Here is a 13,904-nt window from a genome sequence, read left to right on the forward strand (position 1 = left end):
CGACTAAAAATAGCCTTCGGCAAAGTCTAGTATCGTCAGGGATAGGACCAGTGCTGTCCCAAGCGCTCGCGCTAGCAACGGTACCGGTGTTATTTCGGCTATACACGCCGCAGGATTTCGGGGTCTGGGCCACCCTGCAGGCAATGGCAATGATTGCAGGCTCGCTCGTTTCTTTAAGGCTTGACCTCGCGTTAGTGCTGGAACGCGACTTGGATCTAGCGAGCCCATTGTTCTATGCAGCCGTCGGCGTGGTTGTTGTTTGTTGCATAATTTGCGCCTTCCTGATCAGCATTTCCATTGAATTGTTCAGTCTATCCGGAATTGATGGCACGATGGCCATTTGGGGGTGGAGCTGGCTTATGTTGGTCGGCTTGGCGGTGGTCTTTCAGAGTTGGCTTATGCGCGATGGTGCATTTGCGGCTATCTCGATCGCAGTCCTTCTCAACGCCATAATCACAAACGGTGTGCAGCTGGCGGGCGGAATGTCGGGGCATGGAATTTGGTTGATTGTCGGAAGTGTTGCAGGTCAGGCCGCTGCCACTGTTTTCTATGTCTGGCGTATCTCGTCAGGAGTTGAGCGGCCGGTGTGGAGATCGCGGTCATTTTACGAGACGTGGCAACTTCTGAACCAATATAGACGTTTTCCCCAGTTCTCGCTTCCGTTTACAGTGCTCTCGCTTGTGCGTGATCGCGCTCCGATTTTTATCATTGGAGCATTCAGCCCGCCGGCGCTGGTTGGGCTCTATAGCCAAGCCTGGCGTCTCACTCATTTTCCGTCAGGACTTACGAGTTCTGTGCTTAGACCGGTCTTTTTTCACCGTGCCGCGACAGAGGGATTGTTGGCGCAAGGCAGGGCCGTGGATCGCTTCGTGAAATGGCTGCTAGTGGCGTGCAGTCCTTGGATTGGACTTGTCGCTTTCGGAAATGATGCACTTTTCAATCTTGTGCTCGGAGATCACTGGCAGGGTGCAGGCTATTTGGCGGCTGTTCTCATTTTTCCCGCAGCGTTGTTCACAGTCACCAATTGGATGGACCGCCTATTGGACGCTGCTGGACGACAGGATGTGAATCTCAAGGTCGAGCTGGTGGCTGGCCTTAGTTCTGTTGGTGTCCTGTGGGCGGCGCTTGCGACCGGTTGCCCCCTCGCGCTAGCGGTTCTCTTGCAGAGCGCAGCTTTGGTCGTCAGTTATATTGGGTTCGTCTGGACCTGCTACGGTATCGCGGGTTGGCCCCGTTCAGCATTTGTGAAGTCGCTATGCGAGGCGTCTGCGGTTGGGGCATTCACGTACTTTTTCTTAGCACTGGTCTCACTGCTTCTGCCTCAGACGGTTGTGTTTCTTGTCGGGGGCGCTTTCGCTATGTCGATGACGATTGTCACTTTGCTGATCGTCCGGAAAGAATTGCAATGATCACGATCATCAACTACGGCGTTGGCAACCTCAGCGCTCTCATTAACATGTTTGAGTTCATCGGGTACGATGCGAGGATCGCAGACGAGAGCTCCCGCATACTAGATGCAAGTCATCTAGTGCTGCCAGGAGTGGGAGCTTTCGATGCAGCGATGAACCGCCTGCGAGGCTCCCGACTCATTCCGTCGCTAGAACAGGCAGTATTGGAGCGCGAAATACCACTTTTGGGGGTGTGTCTCGGCATGCAGTTGCTCGGGCGCCGAAGTGAGGAAGGCTTAACAAAAGGGCTCGGTTGGATTGCGGGAGATACTGTGCGAATGCAGCCCGAACCGTCATTCAACCTCAAGGTTCCGTTCATGGGGTGGGCGGGCGTTGAATGCTCTCCCTCAGCGACATTGTTCGATGTCGGGAGCGAACAGCGTTTCTATTTCACACATAGCTATCAAATGCGATGTGATCATCAATCCAACATCGCTGGAATTCATCAGTTTGGTGGACCAGTTGTTTCCGCTGTCCAACACAAGAACATTTATGGCGTACAGTTTCATCCCGAGAAGAGCCATCGCTTTGGGATGAGATTGCTTGGCCACTTCATCGAAAGAAGCCGTTGATGAGGCCACGCATAATACCAGTGCTGTTGCTCGATAGCCGTAAGCGGCTTGTGAAAACTCGTCGTTTCAGTGAGGAGGTCTATATCGGTGATCCCTTCAACGTCGTTCGTATCTTGAACGAAAAGGAGGTCGATGAGATTTGTGTCCTTGATATCAACGCGAGCGTGGAAGAGCGTCGGTCCGATCTAGGGTTCATTGCGGAGCTCGCTAGTGAATGTTTCATGCCTCTGAGCTACGGCGGTGGGATCAAGTCAGTTGCCGACGCGGCACCGATCTTCGCCGCGGGCGTGGAGAAGGTGGTCCTTGGCCGAGCGAGCAGCGATTCAGTAACTGTGCGAGCATTAGCAGATAGCTATGGATCTCAGGCTGTCGCAGCGTGCATCGATTGCCGTCGTGTCGACAACCATTGGCGCGTAGCTTTTGACCGCGGACGTACTTTGACGAACACGGATCCTGTCACCCAAGCTATTGCTGTCGAGCAAGCAGGTGCAGGAGAGATCATTCTGCAGAATATTGACAGAGACGGCGCGCAAAATGGATACGATGCCGGTCTGGTCTCTTCAGTTTCTGAAGCGGTCACTGTACCTGTCGTCGCTCTGGGAGGAGCAGGGGACCTCTCGCACCTCGCAGAAGGGCTGCGGATGGGCGCAAGCGCCGTCGCGTCCGGCAGTGCTTTCGTTTTTATAGGTCGGTTGCGGGCGGTGCTAATCACCTATCCATCGTCACAAGATGTCAATGAGTTGTTCAAGAAATCGGGTGCGGCTTCGTAATGCGAACAAGCGGATATCAAGTTTGTTCATACTGCGTCATGGACAATAGCAATCCGGGCGTCACGTTTGACGAGAACGGGCAATGCATCTGCTGTCGCGAAGCGCTTTCGCGAAAGCCGCATGAATGGTGGCCGACGAATGAAGGGCGGATTCGGCTAAATTCGCTTATCGAGCGCATCAAGCAGGAGATGGCAGACAGGCCATACGACGTCATTATCGGGCTGAGCGGCGGCGTGGACAGCGCATATGTCGCGCACATACTTCGCCGCGACTTTGACTTGCGTATCTTGGCAATTCATGTCGACGGCGGTTGGAATACGGAAGCTGCAGTACGCAACATCGAGCTACTTGTTCGCAAGCTGGACATTGATCTTCATACGCATGTGGTTGAGTGGCATGAAATGCGAGATCTGCAGCTCGCCTATCTCAAGGCTTCGGTCCTGAATCAGGATGCGCCTCAGGATCATGCGTTTTTTGCAGCGTTGTACCGTCTGGCCCGAAAATACGGCCAGAAGTACTTTTTAGGTGGAATGAACTTTAGCAGCGAAAGTGTTCACATTCCGGAAGGCGGATATCCGGCGATGGATGCGCGAAATCTCCGCGCTATTCATCGGGCCTATGGAGCGGTCGCGCTCCAAACATTCCCGATGCTCAGCTCACTCGAGTTTTTGTGGTTGGCCAGGATCCGAAAACAAATTCAGATACTGAAACCCTTGAACTACCTGCCATATGATAAGGAGTCCGCCAAGCGCGAACTGGTCACGACCTATGGCTTCGTCGACTACGGCAGCAAGCATCAAGAAAGCCGGTTTACTAAATTCTACCAGGAGATCTATCTCCCAGCGCGTTACGGCTTCGACAAGCGACGGTTGCATTGTTCGGCGTTGATCGTCTCCGGACAGATGACCCGTGAGGAGGCTTTGCAGGCTCTCAGAATTCCTCTGACAACTAAGGAGCAGGCAGCGCGTGATAAGCGGTTCGTGGCGAAGAAGCTTGGCATTACCGCCCTCGAATTGGAGCGCTTGATTGCACTGCCGGCTGTGCCGCACGAACGTTTCGCAAACAGTCAGGCGCTTTATACGATGAATCAGAAACTCCGTGCAATCGTTGGGAATCGTCGATGATTGTTTCCGCGAGTTACGTGAGTGCCGCGCTGGCGATATACGTAGCCGGTCTCTATCTTGTTTACCGATTGAGGCTGTATGTCACGGCGTCGTCGATGCTGCTCGGGTTTCTTCTGTTTGTCTATGGGCCCGCTTATCTCATCTATATGCTAGTGCGCAGGCCAATTTCGGTTGTCGATCTCCGGATTTCGAACTCTTTGAATTTTGATGACGTGGTCATATCATTGAATCTATCAATCGCAATCATGTTTGTCTGCGTGATCGCAGGTATTGAGTTCGTCGATCGTCTGGCGCCTCGTTCAGGGCGGGCGCTCCGGCAGGTGATTTCAGACTGGAATTTTCAACCCCTAAGAAGTGGCGGAGAGTCTAGACCTTGGCTCTTGCTGATCGCAATCGTTGCTCTAGTCCTATTCATGGCATGGATATCCCTCAGCGAGCATCATGTTGCGACCGTCGCGGGATTTCTTTCGGTCTCGGGCAACGAGGCCGCCAAGGCAGCTTACCGTCAGCAATATGGCGGAAGCCAAGTCTATCTCTACAACCTAGCCGTCGCCTCGATAGCGCCAATGATGGTTATTTTGGGAGCGCTCTCCGGATTGACGCAGCGCTGGTGGCCGTTATTGGCAAGCACGGCTTTTTTGCTGGCGCTAACAGTGTTGGGAAAGGTTGAAACGCTTAGCAAGGCTCCTTTTGCCTTGTTTGTTATTCAGCTGTTGCTTGCGGCCTACTTGGTATTTCGCAACATCATTGGATGGCGCGTTGCGCTCTCGGGCGTAGTCGTCGCTTTGACTATTTTTTTTCCGAGCATCCGCATTGCAATTCCTGAACTCGACCATAGCGGGACGTTGAACTTCTTCTATTATCGTGCATTCGACGTCTCAAATGCAGCGTTACTTGAATATTTTGCGGCCTTCCCCGAACGAATCCCTCATATGTGGGGGGGCAATATCCGCCCCATTGCAGGTGTCTGGGGGCTTGAATACGTGCCATCATTCAATACCGTCTCGCGGCTCTGGCGTTCGGCCGCCGGCTCGACCACCACCGCAATGTTTATCGCGGATGCCTGGGTTGACTTCTCCTACTTAGGTGTTGTGGGCTTTAGCATCGCGATTGGTGTATTTTGTCGTGCAATCGATGTACTTCTGTTGACCGGCAAGACGGTGGCCGCGGTGGCAGGCTTGGCTTCGGTCTTTATCGGGGTCTACAACCTCATGATATCTGCTCTGCCCACGTCGATGTTGTCAGGCGGGCTCGTCTTGCCGCCGCTTCTCGCAATCATACTTGTAAGAGGTCAAGAAGTTTTCACGCGCCATCGTGCTCCGCAGGCGATTACGACGTCGGAGTCCACTTAACAGTCATCGTTTGCGTTGGCAGAGTGCTCCGCAAAGGTATACAAAAAGATCTGGTGCAAGCCTCGGCAGCAACTTTAACGCGGAGCTTCGCACGAAATGTTTCGCCCTGCCTAGAAAGGGCCCACTCAGAAAAATCTCGTAATCTGCGGAGTTAGAAAAAGTAGTAACGGAAAGCGGAGATAACCCTGCAGTACTAAGCAGGTTCTCAAAAGTTTCGAGGGTATAAAAGTTAAGGTGGCCATAAGGTCTGCTTAACTGGATCGATCTCTGGAGTCGAAACGTATGTTCTAGAGGCACTTCCACATAACAAATGCGAGACACCCGAGCGAGCTCCCGCAAGAACATGCGCTCATGCTCCACATGTTCAAGTACATGAACGGCGAGCGCTGTGTCGAACGTATCGTCGTCGAAGGGTAATTTGTAGCCGTCAAACTCTTGAACAGATTTCAGGCCCTTGAGATTTCTACCTCTAATGCGGTCGATGCCTGAACTTGAAATTTCGACGGCATGCAGTTCCGTAGTCATTGTCCGTCTTTCAATTTCTGCCAAGACGGCCCCGTCTCCGGCACCAACATCGAGGACTTTTCCTAAAGATGCGGTGCCGCAAAGGCTCAAGATATGGTCGACGGTCTGCTTGGCAGCAATCGACCGCTTCTGACTAACTGCTTCGTTGTAATAGTCCTCGTAGAAGGCGCGAAGCTCAAGACTTTGACTCATAGTCAGCAATCCCTAGGGAAAAAGGTTACTTTTATTGCGCGGCTAGAATGCTATAGCATAGGGAGTGAAGCCTTGGACAGCCGCAACAAGTGTATCTCCCTGCGGAGCCTAGGGCACCGCAGGGACGGTGAGCGCTTTCCGGATGGGTTCGACATCCCTTGAGTGTAGTGGATGACGGTGGTTCAGAGGCCTCGCTCGCTAGAGGGGGATGATTGATTCGAGGGAAAGTAATGCTGAGACGCCTTATCTTGAACCTAGTCGATTTGATCCTAGGCTGGCGCAGCTGGAGTTCGGAAGCTGTTTCTATCGGCCAGGGTACGACGTTAGCATTGCGGCGAATTCGCCGTATTTCAGGTAATCGATTGAAGGTCGGAGATAAGTCGATTATTCACGCCGACATAACTTTTGAGGAAAATGGCGGCAGTATCACGATTGGAAGCCGCACGTTCGTGGGTCGCAGCAGCTTGATTTGCTATCGTAGCATCAACATCGGTGACGATGTGATTATGTCATGGGGAATAACTGTAGTTGACCACGATTCCCATAGCCTCGAATGGGTATGGCGGAAGGATGATGTTTGTGCGTGGGCCTACGGCCGCAAAAATTGGGACCACATCGCCCATGCTCCAGTAACCATTTGCGATAAGGCATGGATCGGATTCAACGTAAGTATCCTTAAGGGAGTAACCGTTGGGGAAGGGGCGGTCATAGGGGCTTGTTCAGTCGTAACCCGAGATGTTCCCGCTTATTCTGTGGCTGTTGGGAATCCTGCCAGGGTAGTTCGTGTGCTCAGCCGTTCTTAAACTTTGGATCATTTTCGATGCGGCTGTTTCAGAATAATGGATTGTCTCGTGGATTTCGAGAGAATCGGGCGAATACGAAGATGCGCCGTTTTTCGCTGCAATTGTCTGACTTTCTAGATAGCCGATTTGCGGCTGTACATATCTTAGCCCCCGTCCTCTTGGGGGACGAAAGTGCTTTTTACACGAATGGCGATGATGAATATCTGCAAAACCTGTGGGCAAGCGAGCAGGGACTGCGGAAGCTTAGTTTGGAGCAGATATTGCTGGCTCAAATTGAGCATCACCGTACCGAAGTTTTCTATAATCTTGACCCGATGCGCTACGACAGCACATTTTTACGAAAGCTGCCAGGCTGTGTGAAATCAACGGTATGCTGGCGCGCCGCTCCATCCGGCAGCGTCGATCTAACTGCGTACAATCTGGTGGTCTGCAACTTTCCGTCAATTCTAGAGGATTGGCGTCAGAAGGGTTGCAAAGCTGAGTATTTCGCTCCGGCCCATGATCCGGCGATGAACGCTTACGCGGAAGCGCGCCATGAAGAACTCGATCTTGTTTTTGTTGGGGGCTTTTCGCGACACCACAAGAATCGCAGCTTGGCGCTAAGGGCGGCTGCGGGTACTCGTGGGATCCTCGCACGCTTTCATCTCGAGGATTCGCGTTTGACGCGACTAGCTAACCTGGCGCCGTTCTTCCCTGGCCTAAGTTCTCATCGGCATCCTCCCGACATACGCGCCCGACGTGCCGATCCCTTGTACGGACGTGATTTGTACGCGGCCTTCGCTCGGGCAAGGATCGTGCTAAATGGAGCGGTTGATATGGCAGGTAGCGATAGAGGCAATATGCGATGCTTCGAGGCGGTCGGTTGCGGGGCCGTATTGCTCACCGACTCGGGGTCGTATCCAGAGGGTTTCATTGATGGTGAAACCATGGTCACATACTCTTCCCCCGATCAAATTCCGCTACTGATCGAACGGCTGCTTCGGCACCCTCCTTACGCAAGGTCGATTGCGCTTGCAGGTACCGCGATGGTGCGGGAACTCTATAGCAAGGAAAAGCAGTGGGCGCGGTTTCAGGAACTGGTATAGTGGGCTTGTCCGGGAGACAATCTCTAGAGCGATGATGACAAAAAAGCGCTTCGGAAGTTGGGAAGATGCCGTTTGTTGGCTGCGCGACCAACCTGATCTACGCCAGTTGGTGCTGGATGCCTTTTATGACGATCCGCTGATTTCTGCAGCCGATCGCTATTTCGGTTGTGCGGAATGGGCAGCAATCTCGAGACTATTGCATGGAAGAGTTGGTAAGGCGCTTGATGTCGGCGCGGGCCGTGGCATCGCCAGCTATGCGCTGGCGCGCACAGGTTTTGCAGTGACAGCTCTTGAACCGGATCCTAGCTCGATAGTCGGAGCCGCAGCAATCCGAAAACTAGCCGTGGACTCAGATTTGCCAATTCATGTTGTTGAGGAATTTTCTGAGCAACTGCCCTTTGCTGACGCCTCATTCGATGTCGTTTTTGCACGCGCAGTGCTGCATCACACCAGGAGCCTGGAAAATACATGTCAGGAAATACATCGTGTGCTCAAGCCCGGCGGGCTTTTTGTTGCCGCGCGCGAACATGTCATCAGCAAAGAATTTGATCTCGAAAAATTTCTGGAACAACATCCTTTGCACCACCTTTACGGCGGAGAGCACGCATTTTTGTTGAAGCGCTATACTGAAGCATTGGAAGGCGCAGGCTTTGCTCGGCTAGTGGTTTTGTCCCCGCTGACAAGTCCGATCAATTTGTTCCCCTACACGGTAGAAACGTTGCGGAAAGCTATCGTCACGAAGCTCTCCAGAAAAATACCGGCGGGGCCGCTATGGCGCGCTATGCTTGGGTCAAATGCGGTATTTGGAACATTGCTGTCGGTGGCAGAACATTTCGACAACCGGCCTGGCCGGCTATACTCGTTTGTCGCACATAAAGAGCCAGCCCTAGGGGGTGTTTCCTGATGTCGAGGTAGAGGTTAATGGATCCTATCCTAGATATCCCGAGCCAAGTGGTTTCGGCCGTAACAGGATGCCGGGCCTGTTTGGTTCCGCCTTGCTCAGCTGGTAGGCCGGTGGCTAAGGAGCTCAAGACCGTCGGCTTTGTTAGGTCGAACTCGGCCGAAGCCGGTCGCGTGAAGAAAGAAATAGTGAGAAGCTGCTTTTCCTTACCTTAGGCCCTCGTGCAGATGCTGGTGGAAGCAATTTGTGGTTGACCCATGGCGCTGATCAAGACGTTTGATCGCACAGCTGACGTTTCCAAGATTGAGGGATGCAACACCCGTGGCATCGATTACCGATGGACTATCTTTTCGGAGGTGATTGCCACAATTCCCGCCGGCAGTGATGCCCTCGATTTCGGCGCAGGATCACTGCGGGAAAGCTTCGATCTTGCTTGTCGAGGGTTCAACGTAACGTCAGTCGACATCGATCAGGAGCTAATGTCGGTTTATAAGAGTGGCTACGAATGGCCCGCGAACGGAACTTCACATAAACTCATCGGCGCTCGCGATTTAGAAGATGCCCTCGCCAAGATCCGCGGTCAAAAGTTTGCTCTGGTCACGTGTTTTGATGCCCTCGAGCATCTTGAGGATCCAGGAGCAGTATTGCGCATGATCAATTCATGTATAACGGATGATGGCAAAATTCTTATAACGGTCCCCAATGGCCGCACGCTGTTTGAGCTGGCCTTCCGTTTTGACCTTCTGCTTGCCCGTGCAACCAAGCGTTCTATGCGACCGGGCGAGCCGCATCTCCAGCGCAACTCTCCGGGAAAATGGAAACAAATCATCGTTAGTGCCGGATACGAGGTTCTCCAGCATGAACTGGAAATCGGCTTCTTCGTAAACACGGTCGCTGCGTTGGTACAGCTACCGTTAACGTTTGCCGGCAGAATACTTCGAAAGTTGAACGTGAAAGTGGATGCCGCCGAACTATCCGCGAGGGTTTGCAGCGGAAACCGCATGGCGGCGCTTGATCGACTCGACAAGAAAACCAAGCCGGTCTTTCGTGGCCTTTATGGCTGGAATTTGTTTGTCGCTGTGCCTGCACGAAACTTTACTATGGAGCGTCGATGAGTAGCTGCATTGGATCATACCGAAAGCAACATGGCCCAGGCTGGGCAGTTCGTCGATTGGCTTCTGTTTCATTCTCTTTTGGGTGGCAAAGCTGCATTTCTTTCGGCGATATATCTTCGCGGGCACTTGCGGCATGGCTATTCTTGTCGCCTGACTACTTCAAAAATCGACGAAGATGCGCATACTCGCCTATTCGCCATCAGGCGATATCATGACGGTATGGGTCACGGGTGCAAACGGTTTCATCGGCCGGCATCTCGTTCGAGAGCTTGGAACCCAGGGCCATCGCGTTCATGGCATCGGCCATGGCGCGATCGCGGACCCCGAAAAGCTTCGCGTCGGGCTGGTGAATTGGTTGAACGGTGAGATCGACGCGGCCAATCTCACCGCGCTTGCGGAGCGATCTGGGCTGCCGTCGACGATCTTCCATCTGGCCGGCGGGTCTTCGGTCGGGCTATCGATCGCACAACCGTTTGAGGATTTTTCTCGCACCGTTAACAGCACGGCGCGCCTGGTCGAGTGGATGCGACACTCCGCCCCAAATTGCCGGTTGGTTGTCGCCTCCAGTGCAGCTGTCTACGGCGTGGACCACCCCAGAATCATACGAGAAGAGGCCGAACCACGGCCTCTGTCACCTTATGGGCACCATAAGCTGATGATGGAGCAGCTGTGTAGGAGCTACGCAGCTGATTTTGGACTGCGGACAATCGTGGTCCGCCTGTTTTCGGTCTATGGCGTGTCTCTTCGCAAGCAGCTCCTGTGGGATATGTGCTCACGCCTGCGGAGAGGCGAGCGCGAACTCGTACTCGGCGGAACGGGAGACGAAGTGCGCGATTGGGTCGAGGTGCGCGACGTGGTTAGGCTTCTTTCGAATTTGGCCCGACTGCCGCAACACGAAAACTTTCTGGTGATCAACGGGGGGAGCGGTTCGGGTACGACGGTCGCCCAGGTTGCCGACATCCTGACAAAAAGCTGGGGTGAGCAGGCTAGCGTACGTTTCTCAGGCGTGGTTCGGCCCGGCGACCCCTTCAGCCTCGTTGCGGATGGTGCGAAGGTTCGAGCTTTGCCCTTCGCATGGGAAATTCCGCTGTCGCGAGGTATCGCCGATTACGTCCACTGGTTTAAGGGCGACATTGCTTGAGCAACGGTCGCCCACTTCGTCTCGCCTTCACCATGATTTCCCGCCAACGCTGGGCCGGAGGATACAACTATCAGCGAAATTTATTTGCCGCCCTGCGCCAGCACTGTCCGGGCGCGATCACGCCTGTAGTGTTCGCCGGCGAGCGCGACGATTTCTCTGATCTCGAAGCGCTTGGTCGAATTCCAGACGTCGAAATCCTACAATCAGGTGCATTCGATCGAGGAGCATTGCGGCCTATCGCTCCGATATGTTTTGGGCAGGACTTCGCGGCGGCCTCGGCGTTTCGACGGAAACAAATTGATGCGGTTTTCGAGGCGGCGCGCTTCTTTGGCTGGTCTACCCATTACCCAAGCATCGCGTGGATTCCAGACATGCAGCATCTGGCACTTCCACATCTGTTTTCCACGCGAGCTCGATGGCGCCGGGACATTGGGTTTCGGTTGCAGATTATGTCGGGCCGGACGATCATGCTCAGCAGCGAGAGCGCAGAGCGAGATTGCCTAAAAAGCTATCCCAATGCAAAAGGAAGAACGGCCGTTGTGAAGTTCGCGAGCGAGCCTGCTCCCGAGCTCTTGAAAGTGGATCCGGTTGAAGTCGCTCGAAAATACGAACTGCCGCCAAACTATTTCTATCTTCCAAATCAATTCTGGCGTCACAAGAACCACCAAGTTGTAATCGATGCGCTTGCACTACTCTCAAGTAGTGGCAAGCGTGTCGTTGTGGCGGCGTCCGGAGCGCCTGATCCAAACGAGCCGCAACTCGTTGATAAGATTATGCAACAAGTGGTCGACCGAGGGCATGAGCAAGAATTCAGATACTTGGGTATGATTCCATTGGCTGAGGTCTATGCGCTGCTTCGGGCTAGCACTGCTCTGCTCAATCCGTCCCGATTCGAGGGTTGGAGTACTACGGTGGAGGAGGCAAAGTCATTTGGCGTGCCAATGGTCTTGTCGAGCATTGACGTACATCGTGAACAAGCAGGTGGCAAAGCTCACTATTTCGATGTCGATGACCCTTTATCACTCGCCGATCATCTTGCGAAGCTATCGCAGAATTCTGAACCTACATTGATCAGAAATCTCTTGCCGGATGTCCACGCTCGCGTGGCTTCGTTTGCATCGGACTTCGTAGCTACAGTCCAATGCGCAAGACAGCGCTGTGGTTGACTTAGTGGGGCTTATCCCGACGGCGGTCATCGCGAACGGGTCAATTGCGCCTGAAAACTAGGGTAGCGCAAGAGCATTCCGAAGACCTTCGTCAAGACTAAGCGGTGGCCGCCATCCGGTCTCCAGAGCTTTGGACATGTCTATCTCCAGCGATGCCGCTACACTATCGTAGGCCTCAGAACGATCGCTGATCCTGAACAATGCGTTGAGTGCAAACAATGGAAAAGGCACGATGCGCGATTTCTTGCCTAAAACTCTGTCGATCCGTCGAACAAATTCCGGTGTTGAAATTTGTTCCTCATCGGCCACTAAGAATACTTCGAACCCACGGTGCTGATGGGTAAGTCGGTGCACTATAAACGATGCCAAGTTTGCGACGCTTAGAAACGCACGCCGATTATGGATACAACCGAATGGCAGCGGGACCCCTCTATTGACCGCCGCAGCCAACAGTTTAAAATTACCGAGAGCGCCTGCGCCGTAAATCAGTGGCGGGCGAATGACCGTAAAATTCATGCTTGTATCCCTCACCATAGCTTCAAGGCCTGCTTCTGCGGCAGCTTTCGATGCTCCGTAGACTCCGCGCGGCGTCAAGAGGTCATTCTCACGAAAGGGAGGTCGACCGTCAGTGCTGCTCCCATTAACGAGGACTGTGCTCAGGTAAACAAAATGGCTAACGCCCGCTTCCGCTGCGCACCGGGCAAGGTGCAACGTGCCATCGGTATTGATAGATTGGTAAACGTCTGCAGCATGCTCTTCGCGCGGGTGATGAACTCGGGCTGCCAAATGCACCACCGCATCGACACCGGCGAGCGCTTCTGCCCAGTTGGTGTGGGGACCGATATTGCCGATCATTATCGAAGTTGCGTCGGGCGAGGGCTTTCGCACAGCTTGTCTAACGATCATGCCGTTACGTTTCAACACGGGGGCAAGATTCTGGCCTACGAAGCCATTCGCACCCGTTAGCAAGACAACAAGTCGACCGTCTTCCATTCTGTTCTCATCTCTTTCTGAAGCGGCGTCTCGCCATTTGCGACGCTGATGCTAAATCAGAGAGCATAGCCATTTTCTGGCTGGAACGCCGTGAGCCTCATGAGGACCATCGAAAACACCCGTTCTTACTTGTTGACTTTCCGACAGATGGAGATGTGCGCCAACTGGGCAAGAGCGGCGTGCTTGGAGCTTCGCTCGATTGACGACGGCTAACACTCGGCTGGCTCACCGATTTCACTGAGATAAGCCTGGTAGGCGAGCCGGATGCCGTCCTCGAGCTTCGTGCTGGCGCGCCAGCCGAGTTTGGCCAGACGGCTGACGTCGAGCAATTTTCGCGGGGTACCGTCCGGGCGCGAGGCATCAAAACCGATCGCCCCGGTATAGCCGACGGTCGCCGCGACCACGCGGGCGAAATCGGCGATCGTGATGTCCTCGCCGGTGCCGATATTGACCAGTTCGCGATCCGAATAGGCCTTCATCAAGTGGATGCAGGCATCGGCAAGGTCGTCGACGTGGAGGAATTCGCGGCGCGGCGTGCCGGTGCCCCAGACCACGACTTTGTCGGCACCGGCAACCTTGGCTTCGTGAAAGCGGCGGATCAGAGCGGCGACGACATGGCTGTATTCGGGATGATAATTGTCGCCGCGGCCGTAGAGATTGGTCGGCATCACATTGATGAAGTCGGCGCCGTACTGGCTGCGATAGGCCTCCACCAGC

The 13,904-nt window shown here is 53.9% G+C and carries 14 protein-coding genes; 11 read left to right on the plus strand and 3 right to left on the minus strand.

What is annotated here, in order from left to right; translation table 11 throughout:
• Positions 1–50 precede the first annotated feature (50 nt).
• The 5 genes from LMTR3_RS16560 to LMTR3_RS16580 are packed head-to-tail and all read left to right on the plus strand — an operon-like array spanning position 51 to position 5,266.
• Positions 51–1,409, plus strand: coding sequence for an oligosaccharide flippase family protein (locus tag LMTR3_RS16560; RefSeq protein ID WP_065746148.1), 1,359 nt, complete (start codon positions 51–53; stop codon positions 1,407–1,409).
• On the plus strand, positions 1,406–2,020 hold the full coding sequence (gene hisH / locus LMTR3_RS16565) for an imidazole glycerol phosphate synthase subunit HisH (protein WP_065746149.1): 615 nt from the start codon (positions 1,406–1,408) through the stop codon (positions 2,018–2,020). The genes LMTR3_RS16560 and hisH overlap by 4 nt, the downstream gene beginning before the upstream one ends.
• A 20-nt stretch (positions 2,021–2,040) precedes the next feature.
• Positions 2,041–2,790, plus strand: coding sequence for a HisA/HisF-related TIM barrel protein (locus LMTR3_RS16570; RefSeq protein ID WP_245319911.1), 750 nt, complete (start codon positions 2,041–2,043; stop codon positions 2,788–2,790).
• Positions 2,790–3,914, plus strand: coding sequence for an N-acetyl sugar amidotransferase (locus LMTR3_RS16575; RefSeq protein WP_065746151.1), 1,125 nt, complete (start codon positions 2,790–2,792; stop codon positions 3,912–3,914). Before LMTR3_RS16570 ends, LMTR3_RS16575 begins: the two co-directional genes overlap by 1 nt.
• Positions 3,911–5,266 carry an oligosaccharide repeat unit polymerase gene (locus LMTR3_RS16580; protein ID WP_065746152.1) on the plus strand — a complete coding sequence of 452 codons (1,356 nt, stop codon included), beginning with the start codon at positions 3,911–3,913 and terminating at the stop codon, positions 5,264–5,266. Before LMTR3_RS16575 ends, LMTR3_RS16580 begins: the two co-directional genes overlap by 4 nt.
• Positions 5,267–5,269: 3 nt before the next feature.
• Here the strand turns inward: LMTR3_RS16580 and LMTR3_RS16585 are convergent, their stop codons facing one another.
• Complete coding sequence (locus tag LMTR3_RS16585; RefSeq protein WP_065746153.1) at positions 5,270–5,983, minus strand: class I SAM-dependent methyltransferase; 714 nt, start codon at positions 5,981–5,983, stop codon at positions 5,270–5,272.
• A 248-nt stretch (positions 5,984–6,231) separates the two neighbouring features.
• Here LMTR3_RS16585 and LMTR3_RS39815 point away from each other — a divergent pair, with 248 nt between their 5' ends.
• From LMTR3_RS39815 to LMTR3_RS16605, 6 genes are all read left to right on the plus strand, one after another.
• Positions 6,232–6,786, plus strand: a complete 555-nt coding sequence (locus LMTR3_RS39815; RefSeq protein ID WP_283809301.1) for an acyltransferase — start codon at positions 6,232–6,234, stop codon at positions 6,784–6,786.
• Positions 6,787–6,803: 17 nt separating this feature from the next.
• Positions 6,804–7,871, plus strand: a complete 1,068-nt coding sequence (locus LMTR3_RS16590; protein WP_065746154.1) for a glycosyltransferase family protein — start codon at positions 6,804–6,806, stop codon at positions 7,869–7,871.
• A gap of 31 nt (positions 7,872–7,902) precedes the next feature.
• Positions 7,903–8,775 carry a class I SAM-dependent methyltransferase gene (locus tag LMTR3_RS36515; protein ID WP_141686653.1) on the plus strand — a complete coding sequence of 291 codons (873 nt, stop codon included), beginning with the start codon at positions 7,903–7,905 and terminating at the stop codon, positions 8,773–8,775.
• A 254-nt stretch (positions 8,776–9,029) separates the two neighbouring features.
• Positions 9,030–9,887 (plus strand): class I SAM-dependent methyltransferase, encoded by an 858-nt coding sequence (locus LMTR3_RS16595; RefSeq protein ID WP_065746155.1) that lies wholly within the window; start codon positions 9,030–9,032, stop codon positions 9,885–9,887.
• 211 nt (positions 9,888–10,098) lie between these two features.
• Positions 10,099–11,028, plus strand: coding sequence for an NAD-dependent epimerase/dehydratase family protein (locus tag LMTR3_RS16600; protein WP_065746158.1), 930 nt, complete (start codon positions 10,099–10,101; stop codon positions 11,026–11,028).
• A complete protein-coding gene (locus tag LMTR3_RS16605) occupies positions 11,025–12,194 on the plus strand; it encodes a glycosyltransferase family 4 protein (protein ID WP_245319913.1) in 1,170 nt (389 codons plus the stop codon). Before LMTR3_RS16600 ends, LMTR3_RS16605 begins: the two co-directional genes overlap by 4 nt.
• Before the next feature lie 57 nt (positions 12,195–12,251).
• Here LMTR3_RS16605 and LMTR3_RS36520 read toward each other — a convergent pair whose 3' ends face one another.
• Together LMTR3_RS36520 and LMTR3_RS16615 are read right to left on the minus strand one after the other, a co-directional pair.
• A complete protein-coding gene (locus LMTR3_RS36520) occupies positions 12,252–13,187 on the minus strand; it encodes an NAD-dependent epimerase/dehydratase family protein (RefSeq protein ID WP_084029666.1) in 936 nt (311 codons plus the stop codon).
• Between the two features lie 209 nt (positions 13,188–13,396).
• Positions 13,397–13,904 (minus strand): NAD-dependent epimerase/dehydratase family protein (locus tag LMTR3_RS16615; protein WP_141686654.1); only part of this gene is annotated, 508 nt, incomplete at its 5' end.

The organism is Bradyrhizobium sp. LMTR 3, assembly GCF_001693485.1.
Taxonomy (GTDB): Bacteria; Pseudomonadota; Alphaproteobacteria; order Rhizobiales; family Xanthobacteraceae; genus Bradyrhizobium.